This window comes from Arthrobacter sp. FW305-BF8 (assembly GCF_021789315.1).
Lineage (GTDB): Bacteria > Actinomycetota > Actinomycetes > Actinomycetales > Micrococcaceae > Arthrobacter.
The window spans coordinates 3,149,235-3,171,074 of sequence record NZ_CP084561.1 but is presented as its reverse complement, the minus strand read 5'-3'; the positions used below and the strand labels follow the sequence as shown (position 1 = coordinate 3,171,074).

The following is a 21,840-nucleotide window of genomic DNA, read 5'->3' as shown; positions in this document are numbered from 1 at the left end:
GGAGCCGCGTGGACACTGATCGGGGCCGTCCCTAGGCTTGCTTCATGAAGCTGACCAAATTCACGCACGCCTGTGTCCGGCTCGAAAAGGATGGCCATGTGCTGGTCCTGGACCCGGGGACCTTCTCCGAAACCGCCGAGGCGCTGGACGGCGCACACGCCGTCCTCATCACGCACGAGCACGCCGACCACATCGATGTTCCCGCGGTGACCTCCGCGCTTGCGGACAATGGCGGGCTTGAACTCTTCGCACCGGAGGGCGTGGCGCAGAGCGTGCGCAAGGAAGCGCCGGATGCCGGTGGCCGGGTGCACGCCGTGGAACCGGGAACCGCGTTCAACGCCGCAGGCTTCGCGATCCGCAGCTTCGGCGGGCAGCACGCGCTGATCCACCCCCAGATTCCGGTGGTCGCCAACATCGGCTACCTCGTGGACGAGAACGTGTACCACCCGGGCGACTCGTTCATCATCCCGGACGGCATCAGCGTGCGTACTCTCCTTGTCCCGGTCCATGCCCCGTGGAACAAGGTCAGCGAGGTGGTGGACTTTGTGATCGGCGTCCGCGCGGAGCGGGCCTTCGCCATCCACGACGGGCTCCTAAATGACACCGGCCTCGGCCTGGTGGAGGGTCACGTCAAGCGGATCGGGGCCAGGTACGGAACCGAATACACCCACCTCTCCAGCCGGGAATCCGTGGAGCTTTAGGGCTGCCAGATAGCCGTCTCGAAGAACACCTTCAGCGTGTCCTCGTGCGGCTGCGGATCCAGTCCCTGCGCGGCCAGCCACGCTGGGCTGTAGTGGCTGCCGGCGTACCGGTCACCGCCGTCGCACATCAGTGACACGATGCTGCCCCGTTCGCCGTCCGCCACCATCTGGGCCACGAGCTGCCAGACACCCCAGAGGTTGGTGCCCGTGGACGGCCCCGCGTGCAGCCCCGCCAGTGTGTGCAGGTGCCGCATGGCGGCCACCGACGCGGCGTCGGGAACCTGGATCATGTGGTCGATCACGGAGGGGACGAAGCTTGGCTCCATGCGGGGCCGGCCGATCCCCTCGATCCGGGAGGGCATTCCGGTGCTGAAGTCCGCAGCGCCGCTCCGCCAGCCGGGGTAGAAGGCGGAGTTTTCCGGATCGACAACCGCCAGGGACGTGGCGTGGCGGTGATAGCGGAGGTACCGGCCGATCGTGGCGCTGGTCCCGCCCGTTCCGGCCCCCACCACAATCCAGCGGGGGACCGGATGCTCCTCCAGCGCCAGCTGCTCAAAGATGGATTCGGCAATGTTGTTGTTGCCCCGCCAGTCGGTGGCGCGTTCGGCGTAGGTGAACTGGTCCATGTAGTGGCCGCCGCTCGTGGCAGCTACCTCGGCCGCTGCCGCGTACACCTCTGAGGCATGGTCCACCAGGAGGCAGGCGCCGCCGAACTGTTCGATCAGGGCGATCTTTTCCGGGCTGGTGGTGCGCGTCATCACGGCGATGAACGGCAGGCCCAGGAGTTGTGCGAAGTACGCTTCGGAGACCGCGGTGCTGCCGCTGGACGCCTCCACGATGGTGGTGCCCTCGTGGATCCACCCGTTCACCAGCCCGAACAGGAAGAGGGAACGTGCCAGCCGGTGCTTCAGGCTGCCGGAGCGGTGCGTGGATTCATCCTTGAGGTACAGCTGGACGCCCCAGTGTTCGGGCAGCGGCACCGAATAGAGGTGGGTGTCGGCCGACCGGTTGTTTTCCGCGTTGATCTTGCGGACAGCCTCATCGGCCCATGCCCGTTCACTGAATCGCCTGCTCACGGATTCAGCCTACCGGGGCGGACAGCCGGGGCTAGAGTTGGTGCAAACCCAAGGAGACAGATGGACACCCTCATTGACGTGGCCGGGCTGAATGCCCGGATGGACTCCGGCCAGCGCACCGTGGTGCTCGATGTCCGCTGGGCACTCGGGGAGCCGGAGGGCTACAGCCATTACCTGACGGGGCACATTCCGGGCGCGGTGTATGTGGACCTGCCCACCCAGCTGGCGGACCCGGCGGATCCCGGCCGCGGGCGCCACCCGTTGCCTTCGCCGGCCCGCTTCCAGGAAGCGGCACGGTCCTGGGGAATTCGCGACGGCGACGTCGTGGTCGCCTACGACGATGCCGGCAACACCTCCGCTGCCCGTGCGTGGTGGATGCTCCGGAATGCCGGCGTGCGCACCGTTTACCTGCTCGACGGCGGCCTTGCCGCCTGGCGTACGGCAGGTTTGCCTGTGGAGGGCGGGGCAGTGCAGCCGGATACCGGAGACGTAGCGCTCGCCGACGGCAGCATGCCGGTGACCGACGCCGACGGAGCCGCAGACTGGGCAGCGGGAGGCGTGCTGCTGGATGCGCGCGCCGGGGAACGGTATCGCGGGGAAGTCGAACCGGTGGACCCCCGGGCCGGCCATATTCCCGGCGCAGTCAGCGCACCCACCACCGGGAACCTCGACGACGACGGCCGCTTCCTCCCGGCGGAGACGCTGCGGCAGCGCTTCGCGGGCCTTGGGGTCGACGCAAAGACGGCCACCGCCGTCTATTGCGGCAGCGGCGTGACGGCCTCGCACGAGATAGCGGCCCTGGAAATCGCCGGATTCAGTGCCGTGCTATTCCCCGGTTCCTTCTCAGAATGGTCCAACGACGCCTCCCGCCAGGTGGCGACGGGCGCCGATCCGGGAAAGTGAGTATCGGGGCCCGCCCGGATACGGAGTGCACCGGTAATTGGAACTCGCCGGGGAGCCGCGGTAGCGTCGCCCTATGACTCCTGGACGCCCCGTGCCCCCGCCGCTGAACCTGCGAATTCCGCTGGAAGATACCGCCGCCGAACCCCTTGAGGGACGCCTTGCTGCCGCCCGCGGCGCGTCATCCGCCACCAGCGGCCTGGTCGGGCTGACCGTTGCCCGGCGGGCGCCCAATGCCGACGACGTCGAAATTGCGATCGAGTTCTGCGGGCTGTGCCACTCGGACGTTCACGCCACCCGTGGAGAGTGGGGCTCCCAGAACTACCCGCTCGTTCCCGGCCACGAGATTGTGGGCAGGGTCAGCCGCGTCGGTTCTGGCGTGTTGGACTTTCAGCCGGGAGACCGCGTGGGCGTGGGCTGCATGGTGGACTCCTGCCGGGAATGCGGGAGCTGCCTCGAAGGGCTGGAGCAGTACTGCGAACGCGGCCTGACCGGGACGTACGGAGCCAAAGACGCCAGGAACGGGGACGCGATCACCCAGGGCGGTTACTCCACATCGATGGTGGTGGACCGCCGGTACGTCCTGCGGGTGCCGGAAAGCCTGGACCCTGCAGCGGCTGCCCCGCTGCTCTGTGCAGGGATCACCACGTTCTCGCCGCTGCGCCGCTTCGGTGTCCGGGCGGGCCATGTGGTCGGCGTCGTGGGCCTGGGCGGTCTGGGCCACATGGCCGTCAAGCTGGCCAAAGCGATGGGAGCCGAGGTCAAGGTCTTCACCACCTCTGAATCCAAGGTGTCGGCGGCGCTGGAACTCGGCGCTGACGCCGTAGTGCTTTCCCGCGATGAGGAAGCGATGGCCGCTGAGAACCGGAGCATCGACGTCATCATCGATACGGTGGCAGCACCGCACGACCTCAACCCGTTCTTCCGGGCCCTGCGCCGGGACGGGGCCCTGTTCCAGCTCGGTCTGCCCTCCGAAGCCATGCCGCCTGTCAATCCCGGGGCGCTGATCCGGCGGCGGGTCTCGTACGCCGGTTCCCTGATCGGGGGCATCGCCGAGACGCAGGAGATGCTCGACTTCTGCGCCGAGCACGGAGTGGTCGCGGACATCGAACTGGTCGGTGCCGAGCAACTCAACGACGCCTATGACCGGATGGTCGCGGGAGATGTGAAGTACCGTTTTGTCCTTGATGCATCCACACTGCAGGAACCGTCGGAAAGGGCTGACGCATGAGCACGCTGTTCACCAAGATTCTCAACGGGGAGATCCCTGGCCGGTTTGTCTGGCGCGAACCGGAGGTCTCCGCGTTCCTGACCATGGGTCCGCTTGCTGACGGGCACACGCTGGTTGTGCCGACCGAGGAAGTGGACCGCTGGACGGACGCCTCGCCGGAGACCCTGGCCAGGGTCATGGAGGTGGCGCGGCGCATCGGCGCGGTGCAGGTGGACACGTTCGGGGCAGCCCGGGCAGGACTCATCGTGGCCGGTTACGAGATCAACCACATGCACGTGCACGTGTGGCCGTCCAACAGCATGGCCGAGTACAACTTCGCCACCGCCGAGCACAACCCCGATCCGGCGCGGCTGGACGCGAACGCCGAGAAGCTGCGCGCAGGCCTGCGTGACGCCGGCTACGGGGAGTTCGTGCCGGAGGCCTAAGCTGCGGCATGGCCTGCCCGCCCGGCCCAGCGGGTTACGGGGCCGGGCCGGGATGTCCGGACTCGTGCGTTTCACGCAAGTCGGCTCGGGTCAGTCTTGATCCCGGCAGCGGCGGTGCCGTGGACTGGTAGCTGTGTCCGGTGGACGTGGTGATTTCGATCGTGTGCCGCGGCCCTGGTCTAGGTTGGGCTTTCCAGCGGTGAGTTCTTTGGTGTGGTTGCAGGCTTCGCATAGTCCGGCGCCGTTACTCAAGGAGGTGGGGCCGTCGTCGTGCCAGGGGATGATGTGGTCGTGGTGGCGGATTGGGGCGTCGCAGTAGGGTGTGCGGCAGGTGTCGTCGTGGATTTGGATGAAGCGGCGCAGTGGTGCCGGGAAGAGACGCCCCCGCGAGTCCATGGCGACGAGGTCGCCGGTCCCGGGCGCGGTGTAGAGCCGCCGGACCCAGGTCTTGAGCTCCTCAACTCCCTTGGGCTGTTCGGTGGTCACCAGGTTCCGGGCCCAGTCTCCGGGAACGGTGCCGTAGCCGGGAATCCGGGCGGGTTCGCTGTCGCCCTGCAAGAGGGTGTGGTCGGTCATGACGACGTTAAGCTGGATGCCGGTGATGCCTCCGGGCGTGCCGGTGGTCCACTCGACCAGGGTGTCGGCTTTGATCTGGTCGCGGGAGCGCGGGTCTCCGGCGGCGTGGAGAGAGTCGGCGTGCCGGGTCAGCGCCGCGAGGACCGTGACGCCCTCGTGGACCGGCAGCAGCGCCGTCAGATACGTCATGCCGCCTCGGAGCGCAGGCTGACCCTGCGCTCCGAGGCGGCATGGCTTGCCCGTTGGGCGACGGAGCGGGGGTCCCTGCGGATGGCGGCGGTCCGGACCGCGGCGATGACGGTCCGGGTGCCGGCACCGACGAAGGTGCCGGTGTCGGCGGCTAGTTCCTCGTCGACGGCAGACCGGTCCGCCGGACTCAGACAGGCGGTCTCTTTCGCGACGTGCATGACCCGCTCTTCGTTCAGCTGCCCGGTGTCCAGCGCGGCCAGGGCGTGGGGCATCTGTGTCAGGGCTTTTGCGGTGCCGAGCAGTCGGTGCCCGCGGTTTGGGGATTCGCCCCGGGCCAGCGCGATCTGCTCGGCCGCGCCCAGGCCCTGGTCTTTGCCGCGGTCCTTGCCCAGGTCCTCGGCGGCCAGTGGCGGCCGGTCGGTGGATTCCTGGCAGAGCCGGGCCTCGAAGGTCACAGAAAGCCGTGCCTGTTGCCCGGCGGCCCAGCACTTGACGTTCTCGTAGGCTCGGACTTGGTCGATCAGCCCGGCATTGTCGGCGGTGAGGTTAGCTGCCGGGATAAACCGGCCCGAGGATGCAGCAGCGCTCGAGGGAACGCTGTGCCTAGAAACGCCGTCGTCCAAAAAGCGGTCGTCAAAGACGTCCTCGTCGGGAGGGAAACGGGGCAGGAGGAAACGGCGTCTGCAATAAAGGCGTCAGGAACCGCGGCAGCATGCAGCTCGTCGACGCGCGGCGCCGCTGCTGTCAGTGCTGAATTCCCGAACCCTTCCATGGACACAGTCTGCCAAGGGGGACCGACAATAAAGGGCCGATAGGGGGCCGGATGCGGGCGGGATCCAAACAGTTTTTCGGCTATGCCTGAGAACAAAACTGGGTAGCACTTCAGGGCGTTCCCGGCCTTGGGAACGCCCTGAAGTGCTACCCAGTTGGGTGCCGGGGCGAGCGGACAACCCAAGCCGCGGCAGCAGCGCCGTCGAACGGGAAATTCCTGGCTGGTGTACCCCGCTGACGCTATGCCGCGAGCACCTTGTTCAACGCCGTCCGGATCCGCTTCTCGGACACGGAATAGGCTGTGCCGAGTTCGACGGCGAAGAGGCTCACCCGAAGCTCCTCGATCATCCAGCGCACCTGTGTCAGCTCGGCACCTGCCCGGCGGCCGGGCAGCAGAGCCGACACGGCGTCGTCGTAATCGTCCTCCAGCTGCTGGACCGCCGCCATGTTGAGCGCATCGCGCTGCACGTTGCCGGGCAGCTTTTCGAGGCGTTTTTCGATGGCGGTGAGGTAGCGGGGGAGCTGGCTCAGCTGGGCGTAGCCCGTGCGGGCTACGAAGCCGGGGAAGACAAGCTGTTCAAGCTGGCTGCGGACATCGTTGAGTGCGCTGATGAGCGCCAGGCTCGTGGTGCCCTTGAGCTGCTTTTGGATCCGGCGCGTGCTCGCGAGGATGCGCTCCACCACAGCGGTAACACTGAAGACGGTGTCTATCAGCTCCGCCCGGACGTGCTCAAACAGGGCGTCGAACGCTGCCTGGTCCCAGGGGAGTTCCGCGGGGGTCAGCTTGTCCACCGCAGCCAGGACGCAGTCCGCGATCAGGGCCGAGACGGACCCGTGCGGGTTTTGGCTGAACGTCAGCTTCTCGGTGTTGTTCAGGTGCTCCAGGACATAGCGGTCAGGCGCTGGCACGCGCAGTGCGAGGAGTCGGATGACACCGCCCCGCATGGCTTCCTGCTGCTCCGAGGCTGTCTGGAAGACGCGCAGGCCCACGGACTTTCCTTCATCCACCAGCGCGGGAAATCCGGTGACGGTATGGCCTTTGACGGTGACGCTGGCTTCCCGCTGAATGGCGCCGAACCGCCACTCGGTCAGGCCGGACTGCTCCGTGAACCCGGCGTGCGCCTGCGGACGGCCGCCCTGTGCCCGTGTGTCCTGTGCCCGCGCGTCCTGCGCGGCCCCCTGCTGCTGGCCCTTCTTCGCGGACCGCGGGCCGGCGGTGGCCGGAGTTGCGCCTAGGGACTCCGCGATGGCCCGGCGGGTGGCCGGCGCCAGCCGCTCCTGCAGCGCTTCCAGGTCCTTGCCCTCGTCCAGGACTTTGCCGCGGGTGTCCACCACCTTGAAGCTCACCCGCAGGTGCGGCGGAACGGCCTCCCAGTTCCAGGACCCGGGCGGGATGACCTGTCCCTTGAGGCGGCGCAGGACAAGCTCAAGCGAGCTCTCCAACTCGTCCTCGGCGGGGTCGAAATCGGCTTCCAGCGCCGCCACTGCCTGCCGGGCGACGTCGGGGGCAGGGACGAAACTCTTGCGGACCTGCTTCGGCAGCGATTTGATCAGCGCAGTCACCAGTTCCACGCGCTGGCCGGGGATCAGCCAGCGGAAGGGTGCGTCTTCCAGCTGGTTCAGGAAGAGGACCGGAACTTCCGCCGTAACGCCGTCGGACGGGTTGGGCGTCGAGCCGGGCGCCACGGGATGGAATTCATAACTCAGGGGCAGTTCGAACCCCTTGTGCAGCCACGTCTTCGGGTACGCGGACTCGTCCAGCGCCTCGGCGTCCTCGCTCAGAAGCAGGGCCTCGTCGAAGTCCAGAAGCGTGTGATTCTGCTGCCGGGCGTCCTTCCACCACTTGTCGAAGTGCCGTTCCGAGACGACGTCCTTGCCAACCCGCGCGTCATAGAACTCGAAGAGCGTTTCGTCGTCCACCAGGAGGTCCCGGCGGCGCATCCGCGCTTCGAGTTCCTCCACTTCCTGCAGCAGGGCCCGGTTGCGGTGGAGGAACTTGTGGTGTGTCTTCCATTCGCCCTGGACCAGCGCATGCCTGATGAACAGCTCACGGGCAAGGACGGGATCGACCCTGCCGAAGTTGATCCGGCGCTGGGCGATGATGGGTACACCGTAGAGGGTGACCTTTTCATACGCCATCACGGCGCCCATCTTGGTGGACCAGTGGGGTTCGCTGTAGCTGCGCTTGATCAGGTGCGGCGCCACCTGCTCGGCCCACACCGGCTCGAATTTTGCGGCCACCCGGGCCCACAGCCGGCTTGTTTCCACGAGCTCGGCGGCCATGACAAACGTAGGCGACTTCTTGAACAGCGCCGAGCCGGGGAAGATGGCAAAGCGGGTTCCGCGGGCGCCGGCATATTCCCGCTTGCGTTCGTCGAGGATGCCGATATGGCTTAGCAGGCCGGAGAGAAGGCTGATGTGGATGCCCTCGTGGTTGCCCACAGCATCGGCCTGGCGCCTATTGTCCAGGCTGATGCCCAGCGGCCGGGCCAGTTGCCGGAGCTGCGTAAACAGGTCCTGCCACTCGCGCACGCGCAGGTAGTTGATGAATTCGTTGCGGCACAAGCGGCGGAACTGGGTGGAGGACAGCTCCTGCTGCTTCTCGTGGATGTAGTTCCAGAGGTTCAGGTACCCGGTGAAGTCTGAGTTCTCGTCGCGGAAGCGGGCGTGCTTCTCGGCCGCCAGCTGCTGCTTGTCCGTTGGACGCTCGCGGGGGTCCTGAATGGTGAGCGCCGCCGCCAGGATCATGACTTCGCGGACGCAGCCGCGCTGGCCGGCCTCAACAATCATGCGTCCGAGCCGCGGATCCACCGGAAGCTGGGCAAGCTTATGTCCGACGGCGGTAAGCCCGCCGCCGCCGTTGCGGCCGCCACCTTTGCCGTTTTCGGCGTTGACCGCCGGGGGAGCGCCAGTGGCTGCCTGCGGCGCACTAGTTGCTGCCTGCGGCGCACTCAAGGCGCCGAGCTCCCGAAGGAGGGTCACGCCGTCGTTAATGGCGCGCGAGTCCGGCGGCTCCACGAACGGGAAGTTTTCAATGTCCTTGGGCCCGCGGGCGACACCCATGGCAGTCATCTGCAGGATGACCGCGGCCAGGTTGGTGCGCAGGATTTCCGGATCGGTGTAGAGCGGCCGGGACTCGAAGTCCTCCTCGGAGTAGAGCCGGATGGCGATGCCGTCCGACACGCGGCCACAGCGTCCCGAGCGCTGGTTGGCCGACGCCTGGGACACCCGTTCGATGGGCAGCCGCTGCACCTTGGTGCGGTGCGAATAGCGCGAGATGCGCGCGGTGCCGGTGTCGATGACGTACTTGATGCCGGGAACGGTGAGGGAGGTCTCGGCCACGTTGGTGGCCAGCACGATCCTCCGCTTGCTGCCCGGATTGAACACCCGGTGCTGTTCCTGCAGGCTCAGCCGTGCGAACAGCGGCAGCACTTCGGTGCCGGCCAGCCGCCGGTTGGACTGGATTCTGGCGTTCAGGGCGTCCGCGGCGTCCCGGATCTCGCGCTCGCCGGAGAAGAAGATGAGGATGTCGCCCGGGGCTTCGAGGGCGAGTTCGTCGACGGCGTCGCACACCGCGTCCAGCGGATCCCGGTCTTCCTCGAGTTCATCGTCGGACGAGTTGTCTTCGTCGTCGCCCGACGGGCCGCCCGCCGGCTGGGAGAGCGGCCGGTAACGGATCTCCACCGGGAACGTCCTCCCGGAGACCTCAACGATCGGTGCCGGTTCCTCGTCAGAGCCGAAGTGCTTCGCAAAGCGTTCGGGGTCGATGGTTGCGGAGGTGATGATCACCTTCAGGTCCGGGCGCTGCGGCAGGATCCGCTTGAGGTAGCCGAGGATGAAGTCGATGTTCAGGCTTCGTTCGTGCGCCTCGTCGATGATGATCGCGTTGTACTTGCGGAGAAGCTTGTCGCGCTGGATTTCGGCCAGCAGGATGCCGTCGGTCATCAGTTTGACCTTGGTGGACCTGCTCACCTCGCCGGTGAAGCGGACTTGGAAGCCCACTTCCTGCCCGATGTCGACGCCGAGTTCGGAGGCGATGCGCTCGGCCACCGTGCGGGCTGCCAGCCGCCGCGGCTGGGTGTGGCCGATCAGGCCGTTGTCACCCAGGCCCAGCTCCAAGCACATCTTGGGAATCTGGGTGGTCTTTCCGGAGCCGGTCTCACCGGCAATGATGGTCACCTGGTTGGCGGCAATCGCGGCCATCAGGTCCTCGCGGCGCTCGGAAACCGGCAGCTCGGCGGGGTAGGAGATGTGAAAAGTCATGGCTCCCACAAGTCTACTGCCGCGTAAAAGGACCCGGCGTACGCCGGGTCCTTGGTGTTGGTGGGGACTGTGGTTCTGGGTGGGCGATGTTTTCGTGTGGAAGGAAGTTGTGGGCGGCCAGGGAACGGGGGGCCATGCGCCGCTAGAAGATGCGCATGGTGTAGTTGCTGCTGGGCAGGTCCAGTGCGGACCAGTCCCGGACTGAGTGTTCGGGAGGGGTATGGCCGCGCCCGTCCCGCAGAATGGCGCCGACCGTGGCGGCAGCTGCAACGAGGACCAGGACAAGAAGGGCGATTCCGAAGATTTCCATGTCTCCATGGTTCTCCCCTGGAAGTAGCGAAAGAAGTGGCAGAAATGCCTAAAAAGTACAAATTTCTGCCATACTGGAAACATGCTCAAATCAGTGGCAATCATCGCGGTTCCCAACTTCTCGATCTTCGAGTTCGGTACCGCTTTTGAGGTGTTTGGCATCGACCGTTCGGACCGGGGAACAGGCGTGCCGCAGTTCGACTTCCGCGTCTGCACTCCGGTGCCCGGGGAAGTTCCGCTGAAATCCGGCCTCACCATGAACGTCGGCCTCGGTCTGGAAGCCGCCGCCGATGCCGACCTGGTGATCATGGCGCCCTACGGCCGGGAGGAAGATGTTCCGGAATCCGTGCTCGATGCCCTCCGGGCGGCGCACAGCCGGGGTGCCTGGGTGATGTCGATCTGCTCCGGCGCGTTTGCGCTGGCGCGGGCCGGGATCCTCGACGGACGCCGGTGCACCACGCACTGGCATTACTCGGAAGAGCTGGCCGCCCAGTACCCCAAAGTCCTGGTGGACGAGAACGTCCTCTACGTCCAGGACGGGCGGATCATCTCCAGCGCCGGTACCGCGGCGGGCATCGACGCCTGCCTGCATCTGGTGAGGATCGAGTTTGGGGCCGCCGTGGCTGCCGCCATTGCCAGGGACATGGTGGTTCCGCCGCACCGCGACGGTGGCCAGGCCCAGTTCATCGACCGGCCGATGCCCGAGTGCGGCTCCCAGCCCATGGAGGAACTCCTCCGGTGGATGGTGGCGAACCTCGACGAGGAGCATCCCGTCCAGGAGCTGGCCGCCCGCGTGCACATGTCGCCGCGCACCTTTGCCCGGCGGTTCCGTGCTGAAACTGGAGCCACCCCGGCTGCGTGGCTCAATTCCCAGCGGGTCCTGCGCGCCCAGGAGCTCCTGGAGTCCACGGAACTGAACATTGACGAGGTGGCGCGGCAGTCAGGCTTCGGCCATCCCGTGCTGCTTCGGCACCACTTCGCCAAGGTGCTGGACACCAGTCCGCAGTCCTACCGCCGGGCCTTCCGCGGCCAGATGGCCCCGGCCGGCTAGGCCGATTCTTCAGCTGCTGCCCGGGTGGACTCCACCAGCACCCGCCAGGGACCGGTCACAGCCGTCTCCGGCAGGGTGGCGCGGCGTTGGCCGGCACGGATGGAGTACATGAAGCGGTCCGGCTGCCCGTCCACTGCCTGGCGTGGGTCGTCGATGGCGTCCCACGGGCACGCTTCCACGAGCGGCTGCCAGCGGCTCTTGTCACTGGTCGTGACGGCCAGCACTGTCCAGACACGGGTGAGGGCGGCTATCCCGCCGCTGCGCTCGACTGTGATTTTCATGGCGAGGTTCCCGGGTTTCCGCGGCCGCCGGGAAGCGGAATGTCACAGTCCCGGCGTCGGTTAGAGCTTTACCTTCACAGTCTCCCACGCCCCGCGCACGGCGTCATGCTCTGCCGACTCCTCGCCGAACAGTTCCTTCGCCGTGGCCGTGGTGGCTTTGGCGAAGGCTGTGAAGGTGCTGGTCGGGCTCAGCGAGCCGCTTGTCAGGGTCTCATACCAGATCTGGCCCGGCGCTTCCCAGGCGTTCCCGCCCAGGGTCTGGGCGACGACGCAGAACGCCCGGTTCGGGATGCCGGAGTTAATGTGGACCCCGCCGTTGTCCGCCCTCGTGCGGACGTAGGCGTCCATGGAGTCCGGCTGTGGGTCCTTGCCGAGGACGTCGTCGTCGTACGCGGTTCCCGGTGCCTTCATGGAGCGCAGAGCGGACCCTTCAACCTGCTGGGTGAACAGCCCTTCCCCGATCAGCCAGGACGCTTCGGCGGTGGTCTGCTTCCGGAAGTACTGCTCCACGAGTGCGCCGAAAACGTCGGACACGGACTCGTTGATGGCCCCGGCCTGGTTGCGGTAGGCGAGCCCGGCCGAAAACTGCGTCACACCGTGGGCCAGCTCGTGGCCAATCACGCTGAGCGATCTCGTGAACCGCTCGAAGACCTCCCCGTCGCCGTCGCCGAATACCATCTGCTGGCCGTCCCAAAACGCGTTGTCGTACATCCTGCCGAAGTGGACCGTGGCGTTCAGCGGCATTCCCAGGCCGTCGATGGAGTTCCGCCCGAAGGCGTCCGCGTAGAGGATGTGCGTACGGCCCAGGCCATCGTAGGCCTCGTCGACGGCGGGGTCGCCCGTGGCAGCGTCGCCCTCTTTCCGGACAACCTGCCCGGGCAGCGACTCGCCGGACTTCGCGTCGAAGACGGACCTGTTGACCGGGCCGGGCTCCAGTTGCCTGATGCCGGCAGGGGCCGAGGGGGCCGCCGCGCGGCCCGCATGCACGGCCCCGACGTGAAGGAGGGCTTCCTTGGCGGCGCGGGCAACGGCCGTGAACCGGGGTGACCTCTGGGCGGCCAGGCGGCGCAGGATGTACGGCGGAACAATTGAACAGAACATGCCACTCACACTACGAACGGCCTCTGACATTCTGCGTCAGGCGCACTGGAGACGCAGAAACCCCCGCCGCTTTCAGTAAGCGGCGGGGGTTTCTTCTGTGCCCTCGATAGGATTCGAACCTACGGCCTTCTGCTCCGGAGGCAGACGCTCTATCCCCTGAGCTACGAGGGCATCCAGGGATCCTGCCGTTCCCGGCCGGACGTCCTAGAGCTTAGCAGGAAGGTGGGCCGGAACGGAAAACGAAACCCGTTTCCGTGCCCTACATCAGTATCCCGCGAATGAATCCACGTGGATACGGCGTGAGCCGGCGTGCCGCGCGGCGCGCCGCAGCGAGCCGACGCTGGCCGGTGAACCCGAGATGAAAACCCTTCGCTGGCCGATGTCCGGCACCAGCCGCTGCAGTGCGTGGCCGTCAAGCCGCGCGCCCGGGGCAAGCAGCGCGCCGGCGTCCTCGATGAAGTCCGGCGGCGCCGATCCGTCGGCGAGCCGGGCAACGACGCGGGCGCCGCAATCCTCCAGTTCGGCTGCGTAGGCGAGTTCCGACGCGCTCCGGGCGAGGTACAGAAGCACGGTGTCGCGCTCGCGGGCCACCCCGCCGGACAAGTGCGCCAGATACGGCGTGATACCGATGCCGGCGGCAATGAGCAGCACCGGGTCCGAACCCTTGGGCAGGACGAAGTCACCCGCCACGGTGGTGGCCATGAGCTCCTCGCCGGGTTTGAGGGACAACAGCTTACGCTTGGCAGCGGAGACCGGGTCAGCAGTGCCGACCCCGATTGTCACATGCTTTGCGTCGGGCGGGCTGGTCAGGCTGAAGACGCGGCGCCTTCCTCGTCCGTCCGGCTTGGGGTGCGGAAGATCCAGTTCCAGGTACTGGCCGGATGAGTGGCGGAGCGGGCGCTGGGGGCGGAACACAAATTCCGTCGTCGTCGGCGTAAGGCTGCGGGAGTGGCTGAACAGCAGCCGGACGCTGCCGCGCTGGCCCACCAGGAACGCCAGCAGGTTGCCCGCCAGCAGCGCCAGTTCGGGGGAGTTGGCCAGGTAGCCGAGGTTGAAGGGAGTAGCCAGCAGGATTCCGACGACGGCGGCGATCGCCAGCTGCTGCCAGCGCCGGGGCGGCAGGGTGAGCGGCTCGGTGAGCATGAATCCGGCAAAAAACAGCACGGGGCCCTGCGCCATGGTTTGCCACACGGCACTTCCGAGGTCGACGCCGGAAGGCATTTGCACCGCGGCCACGACGCCCGTTGCCACTAGGACAAAGACTGCAGCCATGAGCGTTTTGCGGGTCCGGTAGAGCACCAGCAGGACGCCCGGGACCAGAAGCCAGAGCATGGCAGGTGTGCCGGCCCACCACGTGGCGATGTTGAGGCCAGTCAGCCCGGTGATGAAGGCTGCGGCCGCTGCGGGGTTGAATACGTGGCGGCCGCGCCAGGCGAGGGCGTACTTGGAGGCTGACGCCAGGACGCAGGCCAGGGCCACCCCGGCCAGGTCCATCGGCGCAAAGGCCGGGCCGAGCTGGGTTGGCCAGAACAGGAAGTAAAGCAGGAGCCCCGTAATCAGCGAGGATTCCCCGTGCGGCTGAACCTTGAACAGCACGGCCAGGGCGCGGTTGGAAATGTACGTCAGCCCCAGGCAGAGGGCCAGGTGGGCGAGCATGTTCGGAATACCGAAGGTCAGCCAGCCGAGGGCGTCGAGCAGGAGGCTGTAGGCAGCCAGCACGGCAAGCACCAGCAACACCAGCCTGTACATCGTGAACCGGCCCAGGTACGCGTCCAGGGCGGTGCCGGGTGAGGCCTGCTGTAGGGAGGTGGTTGAACTCATGTGAACAGCCTTCCTTCGAATTCCGCGGAGTACTCCGCGCTGCCGTTGGAAAATACCTTGAGCCAGGAGAAACGGAAATGCCGTTCCAGGTCCTCGGCCGGAACCAGGAACAGGGCAGTGGCGAGGGCGTCAGCCTCCATGGCCGTGTCCGCCCGGGCCCATGTGGCCACCACCGTCCTGACGGGCGCCCCGGTGGTGCCGTCCAGGACATGATGGAGCCCGTCTCCCCAGGCCCGCCGGTTCGACGCCGAAGCACAGAGGGCGCCGGATCCCAGCGGCACAGTTCCTATCGCCTTCGCAGCGTCATAGGGATGCTCCAGCGCCACCTGCACCGGTTCCTGACTGCCGTTCTCATTGCTGCCGTTCAGCAGGTCCCCGCTGGCGTCAATGAAGAAGTCCGGAACACCGTGACCCCTTAACTGTTCGGCCAGAAGGTCCACGAGTTGGCCCTTGCCTGCCGCGCCGATATCCAGCACCACCGGGGCAGTGGTGCGCAGCGACGTCCCGTGCCACTCCATAACGGCGTCCCAGGCAGGGGGAGGTGCAGCTTCCCCGCGGGGCTGCAGCGAATAGCGCGGATCGTAGCCCAGCCGCTCAAGGCTTTCCCCGATGAGGGGCGTCATCCCCCCGCCGCTGAGCGTGTAAAGCTGCCGGTAGAGCGCGGCCAGGCCGGCGGCCTCGGGCGGCAACTCGAATTGTCCGGGCGCCGCGGCGATCCGGGTCACCAGGGAGTCCTCGCGGAACCTGGACCACGTAAAGTCGTAGCGCTCTACTTCGGCCAGCACTAAACTGCGCAGCCCCGGGGGCAACGGGGCGGGAGTGGAGATTTCCCAGCTGGTGCCGATGCCGTCAAAACGGAAGCTCTGCCAGCCCGGATGCGGCATGGCAGCCGCCTACAGAGCCTGCGCCTTGATCGCTTCAACCGCCTGGTTGAAGCCGCCGCTGGTCAGGGAGGAGCCGGCCACCTTGGAGACCTTGATCTCGTCCAGGCTCTTGCCCACCACCTGGTCAGCAATGCCGCCGGCGAACTGGCCCTGGAACTTCCGGGTATTGGGATTGGACGGGTGCTCAGTGATCTCCACCGCGGACACGGTCCCGCCGGCCAGCGTCAGCTGAACGCCCACGGTCTCGGTGCCGTTGGGGGACTTGTAGTTGCCGTCCGCGCTGTACGTCCCGTCCTTGTAGCCGGCTGCGGCGCCCGCCGAGGAACCGGCTGCCGCGGAAGCGGACGCCGCCGGGGGCTCGGTCTCCTGCGCGGCAGGCTGCTGGGCCGACGGCGCGCAACCGGCCACCGTTCCGGCGAGGGACAGGCCGGCCACGCCGGCGAAAACAGTCTTACGGATTGAAGGCTTCACGGGGTCTCTTTTCGTGGTGCGGGCACTTTAGGGACAGCGCTGACAGTGTTGATCTCTAGTGTTGATGTTTCAACAATTGCTTCGGTCAGTAAAGGCTAAGGGGTTTTCCTGTGAATTTCCCTACTATTTGCTGTGACGCCGGGGAGCCGTGCGGGCCCCCGCCGGATTCCGCGCCACGACGGGCTCCCCGGTAGTCTAGGAGTGTGACTCCCGAAGAACTCTCCCTCGCAATATCCGCCTGCCTGAAAGACGCCGTCGCCGCCGGCGACATCGCCCTTGCCGAGGCGGCGATACCGGACTCCGTCCTGGTGGAGCGACCGAAGAACCGGGAGCACGGCGACTGGGCCACCAACATCGCCCTGCAGCTGGCAAAGAAGGCCGGAACCAACCCGCGCGAATTCGCCACGCTGCTCAGCGCGCGGCTCAAGGACATCAACGGCGTCGACGGTGTGGAAATCGCCGGTCCCGGCTTCCTTAACATCACGGTTGACGCTGCCGCCGCCGGAGCGCTGGCCAAGGCCATCGTCGAAGCGGGCAGCGAGTACGGCACCAACGCCGCGCTTGCCGGCCACACCGTCAACATGGAGTTTGTCTCCGCCAACCCCACCGGGCCGCTGCACATCGGCCACACGCGCTGGGCTGCGCTGGGTGACTCGATCGCCAGGGTGCTTCGCGCCTCCGGTGCAGATGTCACCGCCGAGTACTACATCAACGACGCGGGCTCCCAGATGAACGTCTTCGCCAACTCGGTGCTGTCCCGCCTGCATGGCCGCGACGTGCCTGAGGGCGGCTACCCGGGCGAATACATCCGCGACCTGGGCCACGATGTCCTGACCCGGCACCCGGACATCCGCGAACTGACGGATGCCGCGGCGTTGCCCGTGATCCGGGCCGCGGCCTACGAGGCGCAGCTCAAGGACATCAAGGACACCCTGGCCGACTTTGGGGTCGCTTTCGACGTGTTCTTCTCCGAGCAGGAACTTCACGACGCCGGTGCGATCGAAAGTGCCGTTGCCCGCCTTCGCGAGCAGGGCCACGTGTTCGACGACGGCGGTGCCGTCTGGTTGCGCACCACCGACTTCGGTGATGACAAGGACCGTGTCATGATCCGCGCCAACGGCGAACCGACCTACTTCGCCGCTGATGCCGCGTACTACCTGTCCAAGAAGGACCGCGGCTACACGGAAAAGATCTACCTCCTGGGAGCCGACCACCACGGCTACATCAACCGGCTCAAGGCCATCGCCGCCGCGGCCGGCGACGATCCCGAGGTCAACATCGAGGTCCTGATCGGCCAGCTGGTCTCCGTCAACGGTGCCAAGCTTTCCAAGCGTGCAGGCAACATCATTGAGCTCAAGGACCTGATCTCCTGGCTGGGAACGGACGCGGTCCGCTACTCGCTGGCACGCTTCCCGGCCGACTCGCCGCTCACGCTGGACCCCGAGCTGCTGAAGAAGCACTCCAACGAGAACCCGGTGTTCTACGTGCAGTACGCACACGCCCGCTCCCGCGGCACCGCGCGCAACGCCGTGGCTGCCGGAGTGGACCGGAGCGCCTTCGACGCCTCGCTGCTGGACCACGCCACGGAGAACGAACTGCTGTCCTACCTGGGCAGCTACCCCTCCATCGTCGCCAAGGCAGCCGAACTGCGCGAGCCGCACCGCGTGGCCCGGCACCTCGAGGTCATCGCCGGCGCCTACCACCGCTGGTATGACGCCTGCCGGGTGGCGCCCATGGGCGACGAACCCGTCACGGACACCAACCGCACCAGGCTGTGGCTCAATGACGCCACCAGCCAGGTGCTGGCCAACGGACTCGAACTGCTGGGCGTTTCGGCGCCGGAACGGATGTGATCGACGTGCAGGAAACCAGCAACAGCAGTGCTGCCTCGCCGCTGGCACCGGAGTGGCTGGCTGTCCCCGCGGACCTCAACGCCCTCCATACCCCCGTGTGGGCCGGCGGCGTGGAGCGGAACGCCGGCGGCGAACTTGCCGTTGACGGCATTCCGGTCAGCACCCTCAAGGAACAGTTCGGCACGCCCCTTTTCGTCATGAGCGAATCGGACTTCCGGGCGCGCGCCCGCGCCTTCAAGGATGCCTTCGACGACGCTTTCGCCGACATCTGCGGGGGAGTGGATGTCTATTACGCCGGCAAGTCCTTCCTTTGCACCGCAGTGGCGGCGTGGGTGGCCGAAGAAGGCCTGCGGCTGGACACCTGTTCCGGCGGCGAACTTGCCGTCGCCGCACGCGCCGGCATCGACGGTGCGCACCTTTCGCTGCACGGCAACAACAAATCCGACGCCGAGATCAACCGGGCGCTGGACATGAACCTTGGCCGCATCGTTGTGGACAGCCTTGACGAGCTGGAGCGCGTGGCCAAGATCGCCTCCGGCCGCGGCGAGACCGCCAAGGTCATGCTGCGGCTGACGCCAGGCGTGCACGCCCACACCCACGAGTTCATCGCCACCGCCCACGAGGACCAGAAATTCGGCCTCTCCATGGCGGAGGATACGACCGACGAGGCAGGCCTGTCAGCCGCCGAGGAAGCCGTTGCCGCGGCAACGTCCTACGACAGCGTCGAGCTGCTGGGCCTGCACTGCCACATCGGTTCGCAGATCTTCGAGCCGGACGGCTTTGCGCTGGCCGCCCAGAAACTCCTGACCTTCCTGGCTGCCGTGCAGGCCAAATATTCCATCACCCTTCACGAGCTTGACCTCGGCGGCGGCTACGGCATTGCCTACACGCCGGTGGACACGCCCCGGCCCGCAGCCGACATCGCGCAGGCGATGGCCGCCGTCGTACGTTCCAAGTGCTCCGAACTTGGGATCACTGCACCCCGGATTTCCATCGAGCCCGGCCGTGCAATCGTGGGCAGCAGTACTTTCACGCTGTACGAGGTGGGCACGCTGAAAACTGTCCGGGTGGACGCCCCGGCGGCCGGCGGCGGCGCAGCCGCTGAAAATACCGCTAAAAACGTTACGCACCCGCGCCGCTATGTGTCAGTGGACGGCGGCATGAGCGACAACGCCCGTCCGGTGCTGTACGACGCGGATTATTCGGCCATTCTCGCGTCGCGGACCTCCGCAGCGGCCCCGCAGCTGTCCCGCGTAGTGGGCAAACATTGCGAGAGCGGCGACATAGTTGTTAGAGATGTATATCTGCCCGAGGACGTGGCAGCCGGTGATCTGCTCGCTGTACCGGGGACCGGCGCCTACTGCTGGGCCCTGTCAAGCAACTACAACTATCTGGCCCGGCCGGGCGTTGTCGCTGTGCGCGACGGATCTCCCCGGCTGATTGTCCGCGGGGAAACCGAAGAAGATCTGCTGAACCGCGACATGGGAGCCTGAATGACCGAATTGCGAACCCTGAAAGTGGCCCTGCTGGGCTGTGGCAACGTCGGGGCTCAGGTGGCGCGGATTCTGATTGAGGACGCCGGCACCCTGGCGCCGCGCACCGGCGCACGCCTGGAACTGGCCGGCATCGCGGTGCGGAACCTCGACGCCGAGCGCGAGGTGGACCTCCCGCGCGACCTCTTCACCACCGACGCTGAAACCCTGGTCAAAGAGGCCGACCTTGTCATCGAGCTCATGGGCGGCATCGAGCCTGCCCGCTCGCTGATCCTCTCCGCCATCCAGAACGGCGCCAGCGTGGTCACGGGCAACAAGGCCCTGCTTGCCGCCGACGGCCCGGCACTCTACGAAGAGGCGGACAAGGCCGGCGTCGAGCTGTCCTACGAAGCCGCCGTCGCAGGCGCTATCCCCATCCTGCGCCCCATCCGGGACAGCCTCTCCGGTGACCGCATCACCCGCGTGCTGGGCATCGTTAACGGCACCACCAACTTCATCCTCGACCAGATGGACTCCACCGGCGCGCAGTTCGCCGACGCACTCGCCGAGGCCCAGCGGCTCGGCTATGCCGAAGCTGACCCGACCGCCGACATCGAGGGGCACGACGCCGCGGCCAAAGCCGCCATCCTGGCGTCCCTGTCCTTCCACACCCGCTTCGACCTGGAGCACGTCTACTGCGAGGGCATCACCCGCGTCAGCGCCGCCGACATCGCCGCCGCCAAGGAAGCGGGCTTTGTCATCAAGCTGCTGGCCATCGCGGAGAAGATCACCGCCACCGGCACGGAAACAGACGGCAGCGAGGGCGTTTCGGTGCGCGTCCACCCGACGCTTTTGCCGCGCGAACACCCGCTGGCAGCTGTCCGCGGTGCCTTCAACGCCGTCTTTGTCGAGGCGGAGAACGCCGGCGAGCTGATGTTCTACGGCCAGGGTGCCGGCGGAACCCCGACGGCGTCTGCCGTGCTGGGTGACCTCGTCTCCGCCGCCCGCCGGATCGTCCTGGGCGGTCCCGGACGCATCGAGTCCACCACCGGCCACGTGCCGGCGCTGCCGATCGATGCGGCCTCCACTAGCTACTACATCGGCCTGGACGTTGCGGACCAGCCCGGCGTGCTGGCGAAGATCGCGCAGCTGTTCGCCGAGCACGGCGTCTCCATCGAAATCATGCGCCAGACCATCCACCGCGATGCCGACTCCAACGTGGAATCGGCCGAGCTGCGGATCGTCACCCACCGCGCAAGCGAAGCTGCACTGGCAGCAACCGTCGAGGCCGTGAAGGCCCTCGACGTGATCAATTCCGTTACATCCGTACTGCGGGTAGAAGGAGCTTAAGTGGCTCACCAATGGCGCGGTGTCATCCGCGAATACGCTGACCGTCTGCCCGTCACAGCGGCCACCAGGGTCATCACCCTCGGCGAGGGCGGCACGCCCCTGGTCTATGCCCAGAAGCTGTCCGAGCTGACCGGCTCCGAGGTCTACCTCAAGGTCGAGGGCATGAACCCCACCGGTTCCTTCAAGGACCGCGGCATGACCATGGCCATGACCGCGGCCGTGGAGGCCGGGGCCAAGGCCGTGGTGTGCGCCTCCACCGGAAACACGTCAGCTTCCGCCGCGGCATACGCCACCGCCGCCGGCCTGACGTGTGCCGTGCTGGTGCCCGAAGGCAAGATCTCCATGGGCAAGCTGAGCCAGGCCATCGCGCACGGCGCCACGCTCCTGCAGGTTGACGGCAACTTCGACAACTGCCTGGACATCGCCCGCAAGCTGGGCGAGTCCTACCCGGTTTTCCTGGTCAACTCCGTGAACCCGGCCCGCATCCAGGGCCAGAAGACCGGCGCCTTCGAGATCGTCGACGCCCTGGGCGACGCCCCGGACATCCACGTGCTCCCGGTCGGCAACGCAGGAAACATCACGGCCTACTGGAAGGGCTACAAGGAGTACGCAGCCCCGTTCGAGTCCGAAACTGCCGGTACGCTTGCTCCCGTCGCCACCAAGACCCCCGCCATGTGGGGTTTCCAGGCCGCTGGCGCCGCGCCGTTCGTGGCCGGCCACCCCATCACGGAACCGGACACCATCGCCACCGCCATCCGGATCGGCAACCCCGCCTCCTGGGACGGCGCCATTGCGGCCCGTGACGAGTCCGGCGGATTCATCGATTCCGTCACTGACGAAGAAATCCTGGCCGCCCACCGCTGGCTGTCGTCCCGTGAGGGCGTCTTCGTGGAGCCCGGTTCGGCTGCCGGCGTGGCGGGCCTGCTCAAGAAGCACGCCGCGGGTGAGGTGCCCGCCGGCAAGACCATCGCCATCACTGTCACCGGACACGGCCTCAAGGACCCGCAGTGGGCTCTCAGGACCGAGGACGGCAGCGATGTCCAGCCCGTCAAGGTGTCCAACGACGTCGTCACCGTTGCCGCAGAACTGGGACTGGAAGACAAATAACAGTGGAA

The 21,840-nt window shown here is 66.9% G+C and carries 17 protein-coding genes, 1 tRNA gene and 1 pseudogene; 9 read left to right on the top strand and 10 right to left on the bottom strand.

The window, feature by feature from the left end:
* Positions 1–44 precede the first annotated feature (44 nt).
* Positions 45–701, top strand: a complete 657-nt coding sequence (locus LFT45_RS14245; RefSeq protein ID WP_236804019.1) for an MBL fold metallo-hydrolase — start codon at positions 45–47, stop codon at positions 699–701.
* Here LFT45_RS14245 and LFT45_RS14240 read toward each other — a convergent pair.
* Entirely contained in the window at positions 698–1,777 is a 1,080-nt protein-coding gene (locus tag LFT45_RS14240; protein ID WP_236804017.1) for a PLP-dependent cysteine synthase family protein, read from the bottom strand. The two genes, LFT45_RS14245 and LFT45_RS14240, sit on opposite strands and share 4 nt — an antisense overlap.
* Before the next feature lie 60 nt (positions 1,778–1,837).
* Here LFT45_RS14240 and LFT45_RS14235 point away from each other — a divergent pair, with 60 nt between their 5' ends.
* The 3 genes from LFT45_RS14235 to LFT45_RS14225 all read left to right on the top strand — a co-directional run bounded on the left by LFT45_RS14235 (position 1,838) and on the right by LFT45_RS14225 (position 4,333).
* Positions 1,838–2,680: a sulfurtransferase gene (locus tag LFT45_RS14235; RefSeq protein WP_236804015.1), complete on the top strand. Its 843-nt coding sequence runs from the start codon at positions 1,838–1,840 to the stop codon at positions 2,678–2,680.
* Between the two features lie 73 nt (positions 2,681–2,753).
* The gene (locus LFT45_RS14230; RefSeq protein ID WP_236804013.1) at positions 2,754–3,908 is read left to right on the top strand and encodes an NAD(P)-dependent alcohol dehydrogenase; all 1,155 of its coding nucleotides are present in this window, start codon (positions 2,754–2,756) and stop codon (positions 3,906–3,908) included.
* A complete protein-coding gene (locus LFT45_RS14225; RefSeq protein ID WP_236804011.1) occupies positions 3,905–4,333 on the top strand; it encodes an HIT family protein in 429 nt (142 codons plus the stop codon). Before LFT45_RS14230 ends, LFT45_RS14225 begins: the two co-directional genes overlap by 4 nt.
* 34 nt (positions 4,334–4,367) lie before the next feature.
* Here the strand turns inward: LFT45_RS14225 and LFT45_RS14220 are convergent.
* The 3 genes and pseudogenes from LFT45_RS14220 to LFT45_RS14210 form a co-directional block, all read right to left on the bottom strand.
* A pseudogene (locus LFT45_RS14220) lies at positions 4,368–5,658 on the bottom strand (HNH endonuclease).
* Positions 5,659–6,109: 451 nt separating this feature from the next.
* Positions 6,110–10,132 (bottom strand): ATP-dependent RNA helicase HrpA, encoded by a 4,023-nt coding sequence (gene hrpA / locus LFT45_RS14215; protein ID WP_236804009.1) that lies wholly within the window; start codon positions 10,130–10,132, stop codon positions 6,110–6,112.
* Between the two features lie 142 nt (positions 10,133–10,274).
* Positions 10,275–10,442: a hypothetical protein gene (locus LFT45_RS14210; protein WP_003804817.1), complete on the bottom strand. Its 168-nt coding sequence runs from the start codon at positions 10,440–10,442 to the stop codon at positions 10,275–10,277.
* A gap of 81 nt (positions 10,443–10,523) precedes the next feature.
* Between LFT45_RS14210 and LFT45_RS14205 the strand changes: the two genes are divergently transcribed.
* Entirely contained in the window at positions 10,524–11,492 is a 969-nt protein-coding gene (locus tag LFT45_RS14205) for a GlxA family transcriptional regulator (RefSeq protein ID WP_111905873.1), read from the top strand.
* Here the strand turns inward: LFT45_RS14205 and LFT45_RS14200 are convergent.
* From LFT45_RS14200 to LFT45_RS14175, 6 genes are all read right to left on the bottom strand, one after another.
* Complete coding sequence (locus tag LFT45_RS14200; RefSeq protein WP_236804007.1) at positions 11,489–11,773, bottom strand: protealysin inhibitor emfourin; 285 nt, start codon at positions 11,771–11,773, stop codon at positions 11,489–11,491. The genes LFT45_RS14205 and LFT45_RS14200 overlap by 4 nt on opposite strands.
* Positions 11,774–11,833: 60 nt before the next feature.
* The gene (locus tag LFT45_RS14195) at positions 11,834–12,874 is read right to left on the bottom strand and encodes a M4 family metallopeptidase (RefSeq protein WP_236804005.1); all 1,041 of its coding nucleotides are present in this window, start codon (positions 12,872–12,874) and stop codon (positions 11,834–11,836) included.
* A 98-nt stretch (positions 12,875–12,972) separates the two neighbouring features.
* Positions 12,973–13,045, bottom strand: a tRNA-Arg gene (locus tag LFT45_RS14190).
* 93 nt (positions 13,046–13,138) lie between these two features.
* Positions 13,139–14,695: a ferredoxin--NADP reductase gene (locus tag LFT45_RS14185; RefSeq protein ID WP_236804003.1), complete on the bottom strand. Its 1,557-nt coding sequence runs from the start codon at positions 14,693–14,695 to the stop codon at positions 13,139–13,141.
* Positions 14,692–15,579 carry an FAD:protein FMN transferase gene (locus LFT45_RS14180; RefSeq protein WP_236804000.1) on the bottom strand — a complete coding sequence of 296 codons (888 nt, stop codon included), beginning with the start codon at positions 15,577–15,579 and terminating at the stop codon, positions 14,692–14,694. Before LFT45_RS14180 ends, LFT45_RS14185 begins: the two co-directional genes overlap by 4 nt.
* 9 nt (positions 15,580–15,588) lie before the next feature.
* Positions 15,589–16,050, bottom strand: coding sequence for an FMN-binding protein (locus tag LFT45_RS14175; protein WP_236803998.1), 462 nt, complete (start codon positions 16,048–16,050; stop codon positions 15,589–15,591).
* A gap of 203 nt (positions 16,051–16,253) precedes the next feature.
* On the opposite strand from LFT45_RS14175, the gene argS reads away from it, so the two are divergent.
* From argS to thrC, 4 genes are read left to right on the top strand one after another with little or no spacing between them, the layout of a single operon-like run.
* Positions 16,254–17,903, top strand: a complete 1,650-nt coding sequence (argS, locus tag LFT45_RS14170; RefSeq protein ID WP_190602081.1) for an arginine--tRNA ligase — start codon at positions 16,254–16,256, stop codon at positions 17,901–17,903.
* A 5-nt stretch (positions 17,904–17,908) separates the two neighbouring features.
* On the top strand, positions 17,909–19,396 hold the full coding sequence (gene lysA, locus LFT45_RS14165; protein WP_236803996.1) for a diaminopimelate decarboxylase: 1,488 nt from the start codon (positions 17,909–17,911) through the stop codon (positions 19,394–19,396).
* Positions 19,397–20,725, top strand: coding sequence for a homoserine dehydrogenase (locus LFT45_RS14160; RefSeq protein ID WP_236803994.1), 1,329 nt, complete (start codon positions 19,397–19,399; stop codon positions 20,723–20,725).
* Positions 20,726–21,832: a threonine synthase gene (gene thrC, locus LFT45_RS14155; RefSeq protein WP_236803992.1), complete on the top strand. Its 1,107-nt coding sequence runs from the start codon at positions 20,726–20,728 to the stop codon at positions 21,830–21,832. It begins immediately after the preceding gene.
* Positions 21,833–21,840: the final 8 nt, after the last annotated feature.